General features: G+C 71.2%; 13 protein-coding genes. 10 read left to right on the top strand and 3 right to left on the bottom strand.

Translation table 11 applies throughout. The features are described from left to right. Positions 1–249: 249 nt before the first annotated feature. The 4 genes from LHA35_RS24545 to LHA35_RS24530 all read left to right on the top strand — a co-directional run bounded on the left by LHA35_RS24545 (position 250) and on the right by LHA35_RS24530 (position 6,376). Positions 250–741: a hypothetical protein gene (locus LHA35_RS24545; protein ID WP_226613480.1), complete on the top strand. Its 492-nt coding sequence runs from the start codon at positions 250–252 to the stop codon at positions 739–741. A gap of 527 nt (positions 742–1,268) precedes the next feature. After that, positions 1,269–2,870 carry an HWE histidine kinase domain-containing protein gene (locus LHA35_RS24540; RefSeq protein WP_226613478.1) on the top strand — a complete coding sequence of 534 codons (1,602 nt, stop codon included), beginning with the start codon at positions 1,269–1,271 and terminating at the stop codon, positions 2,868–2,870. A 9-nt stretch (positions 2,871–2,879) separates the two neighbouring features. Next, the gene (locus LHA35_RS24535; RefSeq protein ID WP_226613476.1) at positions 2,880–3,674 is read left to right on the top strand and encodes a response regulator; all 795 of its coding nucleotides are present in this window, start codon (positions 2,880–2,882) and stop codon (positions 3,672–3,674) included. Next, positions 3,671–6,376 carry a response regulator gene (locus tag LHA35_RS24530; protein WP_226613474.1) on the top strand — a complete coding sequence of 902 codons (2,706 nt, stop codon included), beginning with the start codon at positions 3,671–3,673 and terminating at the stop codon, positions 6,374–6,376. The genes LHA35_RS24535 and LHA35_RS24530 overlap by 4 nt, the downstream gene beginning before the upstream one ends. 295 nt (positions 6,377–6,671) lie before the next feature. On the opposite strand, the gene LHA35_RS24525 is transcribed toward LHA35_RS24530, so the two are convergent. Both LHA35_RS24525 and LHA35_RS24520 read right to left on the bottom strand, forming a co-directional pair. Continuing rightward, positions 6,672–7,589 (bottom strand): crotonase/enoyl-CoA hydratase family protein, encoded by a 918-nt coding sequence (locus tag LHA35_RS24525; RefSeq protein ID WP_226613473.1) that lies wholly within the window; start codon positions 7,587–7,589, stop codon positions 6,672–6,674. A gap of 362 nt (positions 7,590–7,951) precedes the next feature. Continuing rightward, positions 7,952–8,269, bottom strand: coding sequence for an SCP2 sterol-binding domain-containing protein (locus LHA35_RS24520; RefSeq protein WP_226613471.1), 318 nt, complete (start codon positions 8,267–8,269; stop codon positions 7,952–7,954). A 133-nt stretch (positions 8,270–8,402) separates the two neighbouring features. On the opposite strand from LHA35_RS24520, the gene LHA35_RS24515 reads away from it, so the two are divergent. The 6 genes from LHA35_RS24515 (at position 8,403) to LHA35_RS24490 (ending at position 17,331) form a co-directional block, all read left to right on the top strand. Next, a complete protein-coding gene (locus LHA35_RS24515) occupies positions 8,403–9,737 on the top strand; it encodes an OmpP1/FadL family transporter (RefSeq protein ID WP_226613470.1) in 1,335 nt (444 codons plus the stop codon). Positions 9,738–9,752: 15 nt separating this feature from the next. Beyond that, positions 9,753–11,444, top strand: a complete 1,692-nt coding sequence (locus LHA35_RS24510) for a long-chain-fatty-acid--CoA ligase (RefSeq protein ID WP_226613468.1) — start codon at positions 9,753–9,755, stop codon at positions 11,442–11,444. A gap of 1 nt (position 11,445) precedes the next feature. Continuing rightward, on the top strand, positions 11,446–11,880 hold the full coding sequence (locus tag LHA35_RS24505) for a MerR family transcriptional regulator (protein ID WP_226613466.1): 435 nt from the start codon (positions 11,446–11,448) through the stop codon (positions 11,878–11,880). Between the two features lie 36 nt (positions 11,881–11,916). Continuing rightward, complete coding sequence (locus LHA35_RS24500; RefSeq protein WP_226613465.1) at positions 11,917–13,053, top strand: thiolase family protein; 1,137 nt, start codon at positions 11,917–11,919, stop codon at positions 13,051–13,053. Further along, positions 13,053–15,434, top strand: a complete 2,382-nt coding sequence (locus LHA35_RS24495) for a 3-hydroxyacyl-CoA dehydrogenase NAD-binding domain-containing protein (RefSeq protein ID WP_456316094.1) — start codon at positions 13,053–13,055, stop codon at positions 15,432–15,434. Before LHA35_RS24500 ends, LHA35_RS24495 begins: the two co-directional genes overlap by 1 nt. 118 nt (positions 15,435–15,552) lie before the next feature. Then, positions 15,553–17,331, top strand: a complete 1,779-nt coding sequence (locus LHA35_RS24490) for an acyl-CoA dehydrogenase C-terminal domain-containing protein (protein ID WP_226613463.1) — start codon at positions 15,553–15,555, stop codon at positions 17,329–17,331. A gap of 84 nt (positions 17,332–17,415) precedes the next feature. Here the strand turns inward: LHA35_RS24490 and LHA35_RS24485 are convergent, their stop codons facing one another. Next, positions 17,416–18,399 (bottom strand): MBL fold metallo-hydrolase, encoded by a 984-nt coding sequence (locus LHA35_RS24485; protein ID WP_226613461.1) that lies wholly within the window; start codon positions 18,397–18,399, stop codon positions 17,416–17,418. Between the last annotated feature and the right edge of the window lie 46 nt (positions 18,400–18,445).

Raw genomic sequence — 18,445 nt, 5'->3', positions numbered from 1 at the left:
CGCCATGTCCAACACTCCCACCGCCCCCGACCAAAGGCCCGAGGCTAGCGTCCGAACATGGGTCAACTCTCAGTGGCAACTTAACCCCAAACCGGGTCAGCTCTCAGTGGCAATCAACACCTTCGCTTCCCGCTCGACCCGGGCGGGGAGCGCCTCCTGGCCGCCATCGCGCGTGCGGGCGGCACCCGCTTTGCGCCGCATGAGACGCTGGTCACGCTGCAGCGCGACGGCATCTCGGAATCCGCCCTCATGGCGGATATCGTGGCGGACCCCCGGCTGAACATCCAACTGGTCCCGGGCGACACCGTGGTGGTGGCCCGCCAGCAGCGCTACTTCCTGGCAATCGGCGCGGTCGGGCAGACCGCCAGCATCACCCAGCTCAACCGTCGCTTTCCCTTCGAGGACCGCAACCTGAGCCTGGCCGATGCGATCGCCCGGGCCGGCGGCTTGCAGGATGACCGCGCAAACCCGAGCGCGGTGTTCCTGTTCCGCTTCGAGCGGCGCCGGACCCTCGACCGCCTCGGCATCCGGACGGCGGAGTTCGCGGGCGAGGAGGTGCCGACGGTCTACCGCGCGGACCTGCTGAACCCCAGCATGCTGTTCCTCTCGCAGCGCTTCCCGATGCGCCACAACGACCTGATCTTCGTCTCCAACGCGCCGAGCACCGACCTGCTGAAGTTCATCCAGCTGGTCCTGCCGCTGGCGCAGACGGCTGCGAATATCGACGTCATCACCCGCTGATCGCCGCGCCCGGCCCGGCCCGTTGCCGGGCCGGGCCGATCGCATCCAGCCCGCGGCAGGCCTGCGCCGGCCCGGACGGGCGCGCAGGATCCGCCCGCTCCGCCCCTCCCGCATCGCGTGTGGCCTGACCCCGCCCGGGGGAGGAGAGGTCCGCGCACCGAAGCTCCGCGCCTGCACCCCATTTGCGCGCGCGGCCCGCCAGACGGCTGCTCGGACAGTCAGCGGGCGCCCAACGCATGCACCTGCGGCATTTGGAACGATATCGATATCGTTCGGCCCCATCGCGGCTTTTGTGATTGAGTATTGTACACGAACATGCGATGTGTGCCGGTGTTCGCTCGGCCAAGCCGTGGCCGGTTGCGCCGGAATCGGCCTTTGGGCTCGGTGCCGTACGCCCCTGGGCACGGCGCTTACCCCCTTCCGGAGGCTCCATGTCCAGCCCCTGGCGTGCAACTGGACGTCTTGGCGTTCTCCGGTCCGCCCCACCCTTGCTGTCGCCGGAACTGCTCCTTGCGCCGGCCCTGCGGATGCCGCTGCTCCTTCTCGCGGCGGTCGGGCTGAGTGTCGTGCTGGCTGCCTTGATCGCCGGGCCGTTCGGGGCCGGGCAGGCCGGGTTTTGGGAGGCCGTGCGCGAGCCCTTGCCGGCCCTTGGGATCGGCCTTGCCATTCCCGCCCTTCTTGGCGCGACGCTGCTGCGGCGCGCCCGCAACCGGGAGAAGGTCCTGCAGCGGGAGAAGGCGGCGCTGGAGGACCGGCTGCGCATGGTGGCCGACCTGTCGCACGCCTTCGATGTGAGCGCCGTCATCCTGCGCGACGCCGATGGGACGATCCGGCACTGGTCGGCGGGCTGCGAGCGGCTGTTCGGCTTCCCCGCTGCGGAGGCGATCGGCCAGCGGGCGCATGAATTGCTCGGGACCCGTTTTCCGGATGGCGGCCGGCGCGCCGCGCAGGATCTGCTGCTTGCGGAAGGGGAATGGCAGGGCGAGCTCCGCCACCGCCGTCGCGGCGGTGAGGCCGTGGTGGTCGCCGCCCATTGGATCCTGCGCCAGGATGCCGGCGAGGCCGGCGCGGTGGTGGAGGTCCATGCGGATGCCACGGCGCTGAAGGCAGCCGAGGCGGCGCTGCGGGCCGGGGAGGCGCGGCTGCGCCTGGCGCAGGAGGTTGCCGGATTCGGCACCTGGGAATGGGACCCGGAGGCCGACAGCTTCGTCTGGTCGCCCGAGCACTCCGTGCTCCTCGGCCCGCCCGGCGGCACGGTGCCCGAGACGCTGGAGGGCTTTCTTGCCCTGGTCCACCCGGAGGACCGCGCCGCGGTCCGGGCGAGTGCCTGGCGGGCGCTGGAAAGCGGCGAGTACGAAGCCGAGTTCCGCATCCTTCGCCCCGGCCGCGATGGCGGGGAGGATGTCCGCTGGCTGCTCGGCCGCGGCCGGCGCATGCCCGGGCCGGCCGGCCGGCTCGGCCCGATCCTCGGCGTCCATATGGACTTCACCGCCCGCAAGGAGGCCGAGGAACGGCAATCCCTGCTGATGCGGGAGGTCGATCACCGCGCCAAGAACGCGCTCGCCGTAGTGCAGGCCGTGCTGCGGCTGACCCGGGCGGACAGTCCGGAAGCCTTCGGCCGGGCCATCGAGGGGCGGGTTGCGGCGCTCGCTCGTGCCCAGACCCTGCTGACCGAGAGCCGCTGGATGGGCGCCGACCTCACCGCCATGCTGCGTGGCGAGCTCGATCCCTTCCTCGGTTCCGCCGGCAGCACCCGGGTCACCTTCGACGGGCCGGCGCTGACGGTGGCGCCGATGGCGGCGCAGCCGCTTTCGATGACCCTGCACGAGCTTGCCACCAACTCGGCCAAGTATGGCAGCCTTTCGCTGCCGGGCGGCGCGCTCGACCTGAGCTGGAGCATCGACTCCACGGCCGACCGGCTGCGGCTGCGTTGGGCGGAGGCGGGCGGTCCGCCGGTGGCCGGCCCCCCCGCCGGGCGAGGCTTCGGTTCCCGCGTCATCCGGACGACCATCCATGACCAGCTCGGCGGCGAAGTCGCCTTCGACTGGCAACCGACCGGCCTGGTCTGCCTTATCGAACTGCCGCTCGCGCGTGTCGTCGCGCGGGGGGAAAGCGGCCGCCGAGCCTGAGGCCCCATCATGGCGATGATCCTGATCCTCGATGACCGCGCCACCAACCGCAGCATCTATGCGCGGCTGGCCTCGGTCATTGAGGACAACGTGTCTGTCGAGGTATTCGGCGATTCGGCCGATGCGCTGGAATGGCTTGAGGGCAACCGGGTCGACCTCGTCATCACCGACTTCAAGATGCCGGGCATGGACGGTGCCGAGTTCACCCGCCGTTTCCGCGCCCTGCCGGGCGGCGCCACGGTGCCCGTGCTGGTCGTCACCGCGCATGATGACCGCAGCTTTCGCGTCCGCGCCCTGGATGCCGGCGCGACCGACTTCCTGCAGAGCCCGATCGACCATTTCGAGCTGGTCACGCGGGCGCGCAACCTGCTCGCGCTCGGCCGGCGGCCAGCGGCCCAGGGGCTTGCGGAGCAACCGCCGCGCCCTCTCTCCCCCGACCCCCTGCCGGCGCAGAGCGCCGAGGGCCTCGCCCGCATCCTCGACAGCCTCCCCGCCCAGGTCAGCGCGACCGACCGGGAAGGTCGCTGCATCTACGCCAACGCCGCCTTCGCCGCGGCGCTCGGCGCCCGGCCGGCGGAGCTGGTGGGCGCCCGCCCGACGCTGCTGCTCGGTCCCGGGCGCGGGGAGCGGAGCCGTGCCGGCGATCTCGCGGTGCTCGCCAGCGGCACCCCGCTGCCGCCCTACCGGGAGGCGGGGACGGCGGGGGAGTTGCTGACCAGCAAGGCCCCGCTGCGGGACTCCTCGGGCGAGATCACCGCCGTGATCACCACCTCCATACCGCTGGGGCCGGAGCCGGAGCGGTGAGCCCCGCGGCGGAGCCGCACAAACACGACGCCACGGCGGAGCCGCACAAACACGACGCCACGGCGGAGCCGCACAAACACGACGCCACGGCGGAGCCGCGCAAACACAACGCCACGGCGGAGCCGCGCAAACACAACGCCACGGCGGAGCCGCGCAAGGGGGGTGTTCAGGCTGGACCGCGGGACCGCCATGAGGCGGCGGCGGCGAGCCACCGGTCCCGCGGCCCGGCGGGGCCACGCCCATCCGGGATCGCCGCGGCGCTGCGTCGGGTCCGCCGCGGCGAGATCGGCTCGGAACAGGAAATGAGCGTCAACCGGCTGCTCTTCGCCGGTGTCTTCGCGCTCTACCTGCCGACGCTGGGCGCGCCGATCCTGGCCGAGGGCCTGCGCATGCTGGCGGTCTGGAGTGCCTGCGCCGTCCTCATCATCCTGCATATCCGGCTGCGGCCGGCGCCGAGCACCTCGCGCCGCGTCTTCGCGCTGCTGGCCGATATCGGCAGCCTCTCCTGGTTCCTGCATTTCGGCGGCGCCTGGGCCGCGCCCTTCTTTCCCGTCTATCTCTGGATCGCGCTCGGCAACGGCTTCCGCTTCGGGACGCGCTGGCTGCTGGCCGGCATGACAGCCTTCGTCCTCGGCTTCGGGACGGTGGCGCTGACCACGCCCTTCTGGCAGGCGCTGCCGCAACTGGCGGTCGGGCTGCTGATCGGGCCGGTCATCCTCGCCCTCTATGCCGGCACGCTGATCCGCAAGCTGTCACAGGCAAGGCTGGCGGCGGAGCAGGCGAGCGAGGCGAAGACCCGCTTCCTCGCGGGCGTGAGCCATGAGCTGCGCACGCCGCTCAACGCCATCATCGGCATGGGCGGGCTGCTGCGGGAGACGTCGCTCGATGCCGAGCAGCAGGAGATGGCACGCACCATAGACGGTGCGGCACGCGGGCTGCTCGGGCAGATCAACGGGTTGCTGGACATATCGCGAATCGAGGCCGGGGCGACGACGATGCGGGCGGAGAGTGTCGACCTGCCGGGGCTGCTTGTCGAGATGCGCGGGCTGCTGCTGGCGCAGGCGCGGGAGAAGGGCCTGGCGCTGCGCCTGCACGCCACGCCGCGCACGCCGCTCCGCATCCTCTCGGACACGGCGGCGCTGCGCGACATCCTGCTGAACCTCGGCGGCAACGCGGTGAAGTTCACCTCCGCCGGCAGCGTCACCATCGCCTTGGATGCCGAGCCGGGCGAGGGAAACGCACTGCTGCTCCGGCTGGAGGTGAGCGACACCGGGATCGGTATCGAGGAGGCGGCGCAGGCCCGCATCTTCGAGCGCTTCGCCCAGGCGGACGAGACCATCGCCGGGCGCTTCGGCGGTACCGGGCTCGGCCTCGCGCTCTGCAAGGGGCTGGCCGGGCTGCTCGGCGGCGAAATCGGGGTGCGCAGCCGGCCAGGGGAGGGCAGCACCTTCCATGTGACGATCCCGGCCCGGCGCGATCCCGCGCCGCTGCCGGCGGCGGCAGGCTCGGAACTCCCGGCGCTGCTGCTGACGCCCGACCTCGCCGCGGCCGCGCCGGTCGCGGCCGGGCTTGCCGCCCTCGGCGTCGCCGCCGTGCCGCGCGTGGTGGCGGCCGAGACCTTCGCGGCGATCTGGGGCGCCCAGGCGGGGGCGCCGCCGGCGCAACTGCTGGCCTGCGCCCCCCCGGGCAGCCTACCGGCGCCCGAGGAGGTGGCGGCGGCGCTGCGCGGCGCCGGCCCGGCGGCCGGCTGGCCGGTCTTCGCCCTTGCCGAGGGGGCAGGACCCGGCCTGCCGGACCCCCTGCGCCGCCGCAGGGTTGCCGGGATGCTCCCGGCCATGCCCACCGCGGCGGATTGGGCCATGCCGCTCGCGCTTGCCCGTGCCCTGCTGCCGCGGCCGGCCGCGCCCGTCCCGCGCGTCCCGGCCAGCGCGGCCATGCGCATCCTGGTCGCCGACGACAACCGGGTGAACCGGCTGGTGGTGCAGAAGATCCTGGAGCGCGAGGGCCATGTGGTCACGCTGGTGGCCGATGGTGAGGAGGCGCTCGACGCCATGGAGGCCGGCGGGTTCGACCTGGTGCTGATGGACCTCAACATGCCGGGGACGGATGGCGTCACCGCGACCAAGCTCTACCGCTTCGCCGCGCTCGGCCGGCCGCACCTGCCGATCCTTGGCCTGACCGCGGATGCGACGCCGGAGGCGGCCGCGCGCTGCCGGGAAGCCGGGATGGACGGCTGCCTGGTCAAGCCGATCGAGCCGGCGCAGCTTGCCGCGGCCGTCGCGGCCCATGCGCCGCGCCAGGACGGCGGGGCTGCACCGCCGACGGGGGCGCCGGGCGGCCTGCCGCCGCGCCACGAGCCCGTCGAGGCGCCGGCGCTGGATCCCGTGGTCACGGCGGAGCTGGTCGCCCTGGGCGGCCCGCGCTTCGTCGCCGAGCTGAGGGCGGATTTCCTGACCGATGCGCGGGAGGCATTGCGGACGCTGGAGGCTGCGGCGGCTCTCGGGGACGCGGCGCGCTTCCGGGCGGCGGCGCATGCGCTCCGCAGCAGCGCGGCCAATATCGGCGCGCGCGGCGTCTTCGCACTGAGCAGCGCGGCCGAGGCGATGCCGGCGGCCGAGGTGCCGGTCGCCGGCCAGCGGCAGGTGGCGCTGCTGGCGGAGGAACTGGAGCGGGTCGGCGCCGTGCGGGATCGCGCGTCCTGACGCGCGGTGCCTGGCGCTGCGGCGGCCAGGTCCCGGCGGATGGTGCGGATCCGCGGCGTCCTGCGCCGGGGCGAGGCACGCCGGGGGCTGCAGGGGCAGCGCTCCATGGAGCGGACGCTCCCCGAGCGGGCCCACTCCGGCGGTGTCATCGGATCGTCCGGCCAGCCCGGCCGGCACCGCCAGCAGGACGAGAGCCGAGCTCGAGCCCTTGGGCGTGGCAGGTATGGCCGGTGCATTGGCGCAGCAGGGCGGAGCACCCTCCTGGCCGGCTCGCCGGAAGCTGCGACCGCGCTCGTCAGCCTGCGGCGATGCGGCGGTCCTGTGCTCCGGTCAGCCGGGCCATGCGGCGGAGATCCTGCGGCGAGAGGCGCATCGCCGCCTCGGCCCAGACCTCGACCACGTCGCGCAGCTCCTGCAGCGTCACCGGGTCCACCCGGCGGCGGGCGCGGTACATGGCCGACTGGGCATTGTGGAAGCGTGCGCTGCGGTCGAGATGGGCGAGCAGCGCGGCCTCACCCTCGCCATCCTCGGCCAGCACGTCGACGAGACCCATGGCGTGCATCTCCTCCGCGGTATGGATGGTGCCGGAGAGGATGAGCCTCTCCGCCGCGGCGCGGCCGATGCGGCGGGAGAGGAAGCTGTAGGCGCCCATGCCGGGGAAGAGGTTGAACAGCACCTCCGGCAGGCCGAATTTCGCGCTGCGCTCCGCGACGATGAGGTCATGGGCGAGGGCGCATTCGAAGCCACCGCCGAGCGCGTCGCCCTGCACGAGCGCGACGGTGATCATCGGCAGGTCGAGCGCGGTGTGATTGCGGTGGATCGCCTCCACCGCCGCATGGCCGTAGCGCACCAGGCCGGCATGGTCGCCGGCCGCGATGAGGTCGCGGAACAGGCCGAGATCGCCGCCCAGGTTGAAGATTCCCGGAATGGCCGAGCCGCAGACGAACCAGCGCGGCGGGGGCAGGGGGGCGTCGGCGGCGAACAGATCGGGGAGGGCGGCATGCATGGCCGCGATGTCGCGCAGCAGTTCCGGGCTGAAGCAGGGGCGGCCGTTCGGGCGCAGGCGGCACCAGTAGACGCCGCGTTCCGGATCATAGGCGGTGTCGAGCGTCTCATGCGTCGCGGCCGGGTGGGCGGAGAGGCTGGCATGGGCCGGTGCCTGGCGGGCGATGGCGGCGAGATTGGTGGCCATCGGGCTGCGGACAAAGGTCATGCGTGGCTCCTCGTCTGGTGACCGCGGCGGTGCCGAGGCCGGTGCTCGCATCACGTCTTAGAGAATCACGAAGACGTTAGACAATATACAATGCGCGCAGAGGTTGGGTTTCTAACCCTTGGTCCGAGGCCGTATCCAATCTGCCACAGTTGCAAAGGCAAACTGTGAATGAGCGGCGTGGGGACATTCGCGCTGTCCGGCATGGCCGCGCCATGCCAGCGAAGGTTGAGACCCACGACGCGGCGCGCCGGGCGCACGCGGCGACGCGCGCCCGACGGTCCAATGCCTTGTTTCGCTTGAGCGGATTACGCCGCCTGACTGGGGGCATCCAGGCGGCACCTGCCTGGCCCCCAGGGACTGCCCTATTCCTCGTCCAGCAGGCTCGCCAGCTTCAGCGCCACGCCCTTGGAGCCCTCCACGCGCAGGCGCCCCGTGGAGAAGGCGAGCATCGGGCTCAGCCGGCCTGCCATCAGCTTGCTCAGGTTCTCGGCCGTGAGGCGCAGGACCGTGTCGGCCTCCGTCGCCTCGCTGGCCGGGCCGATCTCCGGCTCCGGCCCGCTGGCATCGAGCAGCACGCTCTCGCCGGTGTCCGTCAGATCGAAGCGTATGCGGTAGCCGAGCCGGCGCAGCACCGCCGCCTTCTCCCGCATCGCCGCCATCAGGGCTTCCGCATCTGCCATCGACTCTTCTCCCTCTACCCGTCGTGATGCCGCTTAGAGGCAATAACTGACCTATACGTCACCTAGCATGAGCGTCAGTGCCCAGGCCGGTCCACCCGCCAGGCGGCGCGGGTCATGCGCAGGGAGAAACAGCATGCGCATCCCGGGTGTGCAGCCCATTTGTTTCGCCTTTGGTGTTCTATCTTTCGCTGGCACTGCCGCGGCCACCGGTTATGAGCTGCGCGAGCAGAGCGCGGTCGGCCAGGGCGTCTCCTTTGCCGGCGCCGCGGCGCGCAACGACGATCCCAGCATGATCTTCTTCAACCCGGCGGCCATGGCTTCGCTGCCGGGCATGCAGGGTGCCATCGTGGGTTCCGGCATCTTCCCGGCCGGCGAGGCGACCTCCGGCACCGCCACGCGCAATGCGGCGCTCGGCGGCTCCCGCATCAACGGCACGCTTGGCGGCGACATCGCGCTCGATGCCTTCGTGCCAGCCACCTACGCGACGGTCGAACTGGCGCCTGCCTGGCGCTTCGGCCTCGGCATCACCGCGCCCTGGGGGCTGGTCACCAAGAGCCCGGCGGAGAGCATCGCCCGCTACCACGCGCTGACCTCCTCGCTCCGCACCGTCAACATCACGCCCGCCCTGTCCTGGCAGGTGCTGCCGAATCTCGCGCTCGGCGCCGGCCTGCAGATCCAGTATGCCTCGGCCCGGCTGTCGAGCGGCATCGACTTCGGCGCCATCGGCGCCACGCAGGGCCTGGCCGGCTTCGTCCCCGGCACGCGCGACGGCCGGTCCACCGCCAGCGGCACCGACACTGCCCTGGGCTTCCAGTTGGGCGCGCAGTGGGAGCCGCTGATCGGCACGCGCCTCGGCCTCGCCTTCCGCTCCGCCGTCTTCCACGAGGTCACCGGCGACGCGACGTTCGAAGGCGTGCCTTTCCCGCTGTCGCTCTCGCCCAGCTTCGCCAATACGGGTGCCCGGTCGAAACTGGTGACGCCGGAGACGCTGCATCTTGGCCTGAGCCAGCGCATCGACTCGCGCTGGACGCTGCTCGCCGGGCTGGAATGGACCAACTGGTCGCGCTTCCGCGAACTCGTCGTGGCCTTCGACAATGGCCGCGCCCCTTCGGTCACCGAGGAGAAGTGGCGCGACAGCGTCTTCCTCTCCATCGGCGGCGAGTATCGCTGGAGCGAGGCGCTGACGCTGCGCGCCGGCTTCGCCTATGACCAGACCCCGGTGCGCGAGGCCGACCGCACCCCGCGCATCCCGGACAACGACCGCTACTGGCTTTCCGTCGGCGCCAGCTACCAGATCCACCGGAACGTCACGCTGAGCGCCGCCTACACCCACATCTTCGTCGATGACGCGACCGTGACTCTGCGGGACCCGGGGCCGAATAATACGAATCTGTTCCGCGGCAATCTGGACGCCACCTACCGGGCTTCGGTGGACATTTTGACCGCTCAGCTGCGCTTCGCCTTTTAAGGAAGGGCCAGCGGCATGGACACGCTTTCTGAAGGTCCCGCACGGCCCTGGCTGCGCGCCTATCCCGCGGGTATCGCCTGGGACCTGCCGCTCCCGCCCTCGACCCTGGTCGATGTCTTCGAGGACGCGGTGGCCCGCTTCGCCGAACGGCCCTGTCTCGACTTCATGGGGCGGCGCTGGACCTATGGCCAGGTCGGCGCGCTGGTCGGCCGCGCCGCCGCAGGTTTCCGGCGCCTCGGCGCCGGGCCCGGCACGCGCATCGGGCTCTGCCTGCCGAACGGGCCGCACTATGTCGTCGCCTTCTTTGCCGCACTGCGCTGCGGCGCGACGGTGGTGAATTTCAACCCGCTCTACGTGCCGGCCGAGCTGGCAGCGCAGGCGAAGGATTCCGGCACGGAGATCATGGTGGCGCCGGACCTGGAGCCGGTCCTCGGTCGGGTGCTCGGGCAGCTGGACCACGGCCCTGTGCGGCAGGTCGTCGCCTGTCCCTTCGCCTCGGCGCTGCCCTTCCCGAAGAACCTGCTGTTCCGCCTGGCCAAGCGGAAGGCGATCGGGCGCATCCCCGCCGGGCATCCACGCGTGCTGCGCTGGGCAGGGTTGCTGGCCGATGCGCCGGTCCCCCAGCCGACGCCGCGGCCGGAGGATATCGCCGTGCTGCAATACACCGGCGGGACCACCGGCACGCCGAAGGGCGCCATGCTGAGCCATGCCAATCTGGCGGCCAATCTCCGCCAGGTGCAGGCCTGGTCGCCGCAATGCCGCCCCGGCGAGGAGCGCACGCTGGCGGTGCTGCCCTTCTTCCACGTCTTCGCGCTGACCGCGGTGCTTTGCAGTTCGGTCGGCTGGGGGGCGGAACTGGTGATGCTGCCGCGCTTCGAGCCGCAGATGCTGATCGCGGCGCTGCGCCGCACCCGCCCGACGATCTTCCACGGCGTGCCGACCCTGTTCAAGGCGGTGCTGGATCATGGCGCGACGCGGGAGGACCTCGCCTCTGTCCGGATCTGCATCTCCGGCGGCGCGGCGCTGCCGGCCGAGGTGAAGCGGGCCTTCGAGGCCCAGAGCGGCTGCCGGCTGGTGGAGGGCTACGGCCTGACCGAGGCCTCGCCGGTCTGCTTCTGCAACCCTCTGGAAGGCACGCCGCGCGAGGGGAGCATCGGCCTGCCGCTGCCCGGCATCCGGGCCGAGATCCGGGCGCTGGACGACCCGCAGCGCGTGCTGCCACCGGGCGAGAAGGGGGAGCTCTGCGTCGCCGGACCCAATGTCATGGCAGGCTATTGGAACCGCCCGGAGGAAACCGCGGCCGCCATCGGGCCCGACGGCTTCCTGCGCACCGGCGATGTCGGCATCATGGACGAGGACGGCTATGTGGTGCTGGTGGATCGCATCAAGGACCTGATCATCTGCTCCGGCTTCAACGTCTATCCGCGGATGATCGAGGAGGCGCTCTACGCCCACCCGGATGTGGTCGCGGCGACGGTGGTCGGCCAGCCCGACCCCTACCGGGGCGAGAGCCCGGCGGCCTTCGTGCAGGTGAAGCCCGGCAGCGCGGCGACGCCGGAGGCGTTGCGTGACTTCCTCAAAACCCGGCTCTCGGCCATCGAGATGCCGCGGCTCATCGAAATCCGGCCGGAATTGCCGCGCACCGCCGTGGGCAAGCTCTCGAAGAAGGAGCTGAAGGCCGAGCTGCTGCAACGGGACGGGGCCTGAGATGGCGGCCGAGGACGGAGCCGCGACGCTGCAGCTCTTCACCGTTAACCAGCTGGCGGAGCAGCTCGGCATCACGCCGCGTGCCATCCGCTTCTATGAGGTGAAGGGGCTGATCGCGCCGCGCCGGGCCGGCACCACGCGGGTCTTCGACCGGCGCGACCGCGCACGGCTGATGCTGGTGCTACGCGGCAAGCGGCTCGGCTTCTCGCTGGCCGAGATCCGGGAGTTCCTCGACCTGTACGATGCCGACCGCAGCCAGCACAGCCAGCTCACCCTGCTGCTGGCCCGCACGCGGGAACGGATCGCGGAGCTGGAGCAGCAGCGGCGCGACCTGGAGCAGACCCTCGGTGAGTTGCGGGCGGTGGAGCGCGAGGCGCTGGCCGCGCTGTCCGGGAAGGCTCCGGTGCCGGCCGAGGTGGAACGACAGGGATTCTGACGCGGCGCGCTGCGCCGCACGGAGAGGAACTCGGGCATGACCGATGTGGTGATCGCGGCCTATCGCCGCTCCCCCTTCCACCTCGCGCACAAGGGCGAGCTGACGAAGATCCGGCCTGACGAGATGGCGGCACAGGTGGTCCGGGCGCTGGTGGCCGATACCAGGATCGACCCCGCGACCATTGAGGACCTGGTGCTGGGCTGCGCCTTTCCGGAGGGCGAGCAGGGGCTGAACGCGGCGAAGCTGATCGCCTTCATCGCGGGCCTGCCCGAGAGCGTGGCCGGCGCCACGGTGAACCGCTTCTGCGGCTCCTCCATGCAGGCCGTACACCAGGCGGCGGGCGCGATCCGCATGGGCGCCGGCGAGGCCTTCCTCTGCGCCGGCGTGGAGAGCATGACGCGCGTGCCGATGATGGGCTTCAACCCCATGCCGCATCCGGGCCTGGCGAAGGATTTCCCGCAGGCCTACGTCTCCATGGGCGAGACGGCGGAGAATGTGGCGAAGCTCCATCAGGTGACACGGCAGGACCAGGAGGCCTTCGCGGTGCGCAGCCAGCGGAAGGCGGCAGCGGCGCAGCAGGAGGGAAGGCTGGAAGCCGAGATCGTCCCGATCGAGGCGAATGGCAGGCGGGTGGCGCAGGATGGCTGCATCCGGCCGGACACCACGGCCGAGGGCCTGGCGGCGCTGAAGCCGGCCTTCCGGCAGGACGGCACCGTCACCGCCGGCACCTCCTCCCCGCTGACGGATGGCGCGGTCGCGCTGCTGGTCTGCTCGGCCGACTATGCGAAGTCGCACGGCCTGACGCCTCTGGCCAAGGTGAATTCCGTGGCGGTCGCCGGCTGCGGGCCGGAGGTGATGGGCATGGGGCCGGTCGGCGCCTCGCAGAAGGCGCTGGCGCGGGCGGGCATCAGCGCGCGCGACCTCGACGTGGTGGAGCTGAACGAGGCCTTCGCCTCCCAGGCGCTGGCCTGCATGCGGGAACTCGGCATCGACGAGGCCAAGGTGAACCGGGATGGCGGCGCCATCGCGCTCGGTCATCCGCTCGGGGCGACCGGCGCGCGTATCACCGGCAAGGCGGCGCAGATCCTGCAGCGCGAGGGCGGCCGCTATGCGCTGGCGACGCAATGCATCGGCGGCGGCCAGGGCATCGCCACAGTGCTGGAGGCACTTTGATGTCGCTGACGACCGGCGCCCCCATGGTGGAGACCGAGTTGCGGTCCGCCACCGCCCCGGCCGGGCATCCGAGGCCGGCGATGCCGATCCGCAAGGTGGGTGTCGTGGGCGCCGGCGTGATGGGGGCCGGCATCGCGGCGCAGGTGGCCAATGCCGGGGTACCGGTGGTGGTGCTCGACATCCTCCCGGGCGGCGCCGCGCGCGCTGTCGAGCGGATGCTGAAGACCGAACCGGCGCCTTTCATGCACAAGGGTGCGGCGCGGCTGGTGACGCCCGGTGACCTGGAGGCCGACCTGGCGCTGCTGGCCGAGTGCGACTGGATCTGCGAGGCGATCATCGAGCAGCCCGAGGCCAAGCGCGCCCTCTACGCAAGGCTGCAGGGCGTGCGGAAGCCGGGCTCGATCGTCTCCTCCAATACCTCGACCATCCCGCTGGCGGCGCTGACCGAGGGGCTGGGCGAGGAGTTCGCCGCCGATTTCCTGATCACCCATTTCTTCAACCCGCCGCGCTACATGCGCCTGCTGGAGGTGGTGCGCGGCCCGGCCGCGCGGGCCGAGGCCGCGGCGGCCATCACCGAATTCGCCGACCGCGCCCTCGGCAAGAGCGTGATCCCCTGCAAGGACCGGCCGGGCTTCATCGCCAACCGCATCGGCGGCTTCTGGATGCAGTCCGCCATCAACCGCGCCTTCGACCTGAAGCTCACGGTGGAGGAGGCGGATGCGGCGATGGGGCGGCCGCTCGGGATCCCGAAGACCGGCGTCTTCGGCCTGCTGGATCTGGTCGGCCTCGACCTGATGCCGCATGTCGCGGCCAGCATGAAGGCGACGCTGCCGGCGGACGACCCCTATGTGCTGGGCCTGCGCGAGCATGACGTGATCCTGCGCATGATCGCCGAGGGCCGCACGGGGCGGAAAGGGAAGGGCGGCTTCTATGCGCGGGAGAAGGGGCCGGGGGGCGAGAGGCTGAAGCGGGCCATCGATCTCTGGACCGGCGAGTACCGCGAGAGCGAGAAGCCGCAGTTGGAGAGCCTCGGCCTGCGCGACCTGCGCGGGCTGGCCGAGCATCCGGACCGCGGCGGCCGCTATACGCGCGCCGTGCTGCTGGACACCCTTGGCTATGCCGCCTCCCTGGTGCCGGAGATTGCCGACAGCATCGCCGATGTCGATGCCGCCATGCGGCTCGGCTACAACTGGGCCTATGGACCTTTCGAACTGATCGACAGGCTCGGTGCGGCCTGGCTGGCGAAGGCCCTGGCCGAGGACGGCCGCCCGGTGCCGCCGTTGCTCGTGGCGGTGGGGGAGGGGAGCTTCTATCGCGTCCGGGACGGCCGGCTGGAATGCTTCGGCACGAACGGCGCCTACCACGCCGTCCCGCGGCCGGAGGGCGTGCTGCTGCTCTCGGACGTCAGGCGCCGCAGCAAGCCGCTGGCGAGGAATGGCAGCGCCTCGCTCTGGGATATCGGGGATGGCGTGGCCTGCCTCGAATTCCACACCAAGATGAATGCCATCGACCTTGGCACCGTCGAGATGATCGGCAAGGCGGTGGCGATGGGGAAGAAGGGCGGGTTCAGGGCGCTCGTCATCCATAATGAGGGCGAGCAGTTCTCGGTCGGCGCCAATATCGGGCTCGCGCTCTTCGCCGCCAATATCGCCGCCTGGGGCGAGATCGAGGGGCTGATCGAACAGGGCCAGAAGGCCATGCGGAGCCTGCGCGATGCGCCCTTCCCGGTGGTCGGCGCGCCGTCCGGCATGGCGCTCGGCGGCGGCTGCGAGATCCTGCTGCATTGCGACGCAGTCCAGGCGCATGCCGAGAGCTATATCGGCCTGGTCGAGGCCGGTGTCGGCCTCATCCCCGGCTGGGGGGGCTGCACCACCATGCTGCGGCGCTGGGCGGAGAACCCGCGCGCACCGAAAGGCCCGATGCCGCCCGTCGCCAAGGCTTTCGAGATGATCTCGACCGCCCAGGTGGCGAAATCCGCCTTCGAGGCCAGGGAAATGCTGTTCCTGCGCCCGACGGACGGCATCACCTTCAACCCGGACCGGCTCCTGGCCGATGCCAAGGCGAAGGCGCTCTCCCTGGCCGAGGGCTATGCGCCGCCCGAGGTGAAGCCGCTGCGCCTGCCCGGCGCCTCCGGCCGCGTCGCGCTGGCCATGGCCGTGCAGCAGCAGGTCGCCCTCGGCCGTGCCACGCCGCATGATGTCGTGGTCTGCGACCATCTGGCCGAGACGCTGACCGGCGGCCGCAAGGACCACACCGAGGAGACGACCGAGACCGAGTTGCACGCGCTGGAGCGCCGGCATTTCATGGCCCTGCTGAAGACGCCGGCGACCCTCGCCCGGGTCGAGCACATGCTCGAGACGGGTCGGCCCCTGCGGAACTAGGCAGGCGGCGAAGCACCCTGCCTCACCATGTCCTGCCCTGCCCGGTTGGTATGCCTGTCGCACCGGGACCCACGCATGACCGGGAGGGACCCGGACCGACGCAACGGGAGAGCCTCCGATGACCCTCTATTCCGCCCCGCTGCGCGATATGCGCTTCGTCCTCGACGAACTCGCCGGCAGCGAACGCCTGCGCGCCTTGCCGGGCTGCGAGGAGGTCGGGCCAGACCTGATCGGGCCGGTGCTGGAGGAAGCGGCGAAATTCTGCACCGAGGTCCTGCTGCCCATCAACCGCAGCGGCGACGAGGAAGGCTGCACCCTGGAGAACGGCGCGGTCCGCACGCCGAAGGGATTCCCGGAGGCCTATCGCGGTTTCTGCGAGGGCGGCTGGGCCGCCCTTGGCGCCGACCCCGCCTTTGGCGGCCAGGGCCTGTCGCGCTCCATCGGCATGCTGGTGGAGGAGATGATCTGCTCCGCCAACCTCTCCTTCAGCCTCTATCCCGGCCTCTCCCATGGCGCGACCATGGCGCTTTCGAAGCACGGGACGCCGGAGCAGAAGGCGCTCTACCTGCCGAAGCTGAGCAGCGGCGAATGGACCGGCACCATGTGCCTCACGGAGCCGCATTGCGGCACCGATCTCGGCCTGATCCGCACCAAGGCGGCCCCGGCCGGGGACGGCAGCTACGGCATCACCGGATCGAAGATCTTCATCAGCGCCGGCGAACACGACCTGGCGGAGAACATCATCCACCTCGTGCTGGCCAAGCTGCCGGATGCGCCGCCCGGCACCCGCGGCATCAGCCTCTTCGTCGTGCCGAAATTCCTGCCCGGGGAGGATGGCCGGCCGGGCGCGCGCAACGGCGTGACCTGCACCGGCCTCGAGCGGAAGATGGGTATCAAGGCGAGTTCGACCTGCGCCATGGCCTTCGAGGATGCCAAGGGCTGGCTCGTCGGCCGGCCGCACAAGGGCCTCTCGGCCATGTTCACCATGATGAACGAGGCCCGGCTCGGCGTCGGCGTGCAGGGCCTCGGTATCGCCGAGGTCGCCTACCAGAATGCCGCCGCCTATGCGCGGGAGCGGCTGCAGGGCCGGGCGCTGGATGGCACCCGGGCGCCCGACAGCCCGGCCGACCCCATCCTGGTGCATCCGGATGTGCGGCGCATGCTGCTGACCATGCGCGCGATGACGGAAGGCTGCCGCGCCCTCCTCGCCATCACTGCGCTGCAACATGACGTCTCGCTTCGCCACCCCGATGCCGTCGCGCGCCAGGATGCGGATGACTTCGTCCAGCTCATGACGCCGATCATCAAGGCGCTCTTCACCGATGCGGGCTGGGAGGCGGCGGTGCTCGGCATGCAGGTCTGGGGCGGCCATGGCTACATCCGCGAGAACGGCATGGAGCAATTCGCCCGCGACGTCCGCATCACCCAGATCTATGAGGGCACCAACGGCATCCAGGCGCTTGATCTGGTCGGCCGCAAGCTCGGCGCGCATGGCGGCCGCTATCTCCGCAGCTTCTTCCACCCCGTCCTCGCCTTCATCGAGGCGGCCTCGGAGGAGCCGGCGATGGAGGAGTTCATCCTGCCGCTCTCCAAGGCTTTCGGGCGGCTGCAGCAGGTGACGGCCGAGGTGGCGCAGCGCGGCCTGCGCGACCCGTTCGAGGCCGGCGCCGCGGCCAGCGACTATCTCCGCCTCTTTGGCCTGACCGCACTCGCCTATGCCTGGGCGCGCATGGCGGAGATCGCGCTGCAGCGGGCCGAAGGTGACGCGTTCTACAGGGCCAAGCTGGCGACGGCGCGCTTCTTCATGCAGCGCATCCTGCCGGAGACGTCATCGCTTGCCGCCAAGGTCCTTGCGGGTGGGGAGACACTCAGGGCCTTCGAGGAGGCGGCGTTCTGACCGGCACGGGAGGCCCGGCGGGGCTCCCGTCGCGCAGGACGCAATGGGTGCCCCGGTCATTCCTCACGCTCCCGGGCCGCGCATTCAGACCGCGCCTGACCAGTCGGCCGGGACGAAACGGTAACCGTTGCCTTCCTTCGCCAGATAGCCAGTGGCGGGGAAGGGGAAGTGGTAGCCGGTGATGCGGATCCGGTCGGCCGCCACCCGATCATAGATCCGGCGCCGTGTCGCCTCCGCCATCTGCGCGTCGAAATCGAAGATGATGTGGAAATCCGGCCGACGCGCCAGCAGTTCCGGTCGGTTGGTGGTGTCGGCGACGAACATCATCTGCTCATGGCCATCCGCCAGGTGATAGACGGTGTGGCCCGGCGTGTGGCCATGGGCGGCGATGGCACGGATGCCCGGCACGACCTCCGTCCCATCCGCGACCTGCCGGACCTTGCCCTGATAGGGGCCGAAGCGCCGGGCGGTGTTGGCGAAGGTAGGGCGTTGCCCTTCCGGCGTGCGCGCCTCATTCGCGGTATCGGTCCACCAGGCCCATTCGGCGGCCGGCACCACCACCTCGGCATTCGGGAAGGTGGCGGCATTCTCCGCATTGGTCAGGCCGCTGATATGGTCGCCATGGAAGTGCGAAACGATCACGGTCGAAACCCGCGCCGGATCGAGCCCTGCGGCGCGCATGTTCTCGGCCAGACGCCCCACCGTGGCGCCGGGCGGCGTCACGCCATTGCCGCTGTCGAACACCACCAGGCCGTGCGGGGTCTCGACGAAGGTGATGGTGAAGGGGATGCGCAGCGTATCGGTCGGCAGGAAGCTTTCCGCCAGGACCTTCTGCACCTCCTCCAGCGGGGCGTTGCGCACGAAGCCCTGCAGCGGCACGGCACGGAAGCCGTCATGCACCGTGGTCACGGTGAATCGGCCGACCTTGAAACGATAGAAGCCAGGCGCCTGGGCGGCGGGGGTGGCCGCCGGTGCGGTCTGGGCCGCGGCACCGCGGAGCAGCGCCGGCGCGGCCAAGATCGCGGGTAGTCCGGCCAGGGCCAGGCGACGGTCGAGTCTCAGCAGCATGACGAGGTCCTCCCCGGGAATGCATGGCCATTGAATGGGCAGCCAG

The sequence above is a fragment of the Roseicella aerolata genome (genome assembly GCF_020523605.1).
In the GTDB taxonomy this organism is placed as follows: domain Bacteria; phylum Pseudomonadota; class Alphaproteobacteria; order Acetobacterales; family Acetobacteraceae; genus Paracraurococcus; species Paracraurococcus aerolatus.
The sequence above is the reverse complement of the archived record's forward strand: the minus strand, read 5'-3'. Positions and strand labels throughout refer to the sequence as shown.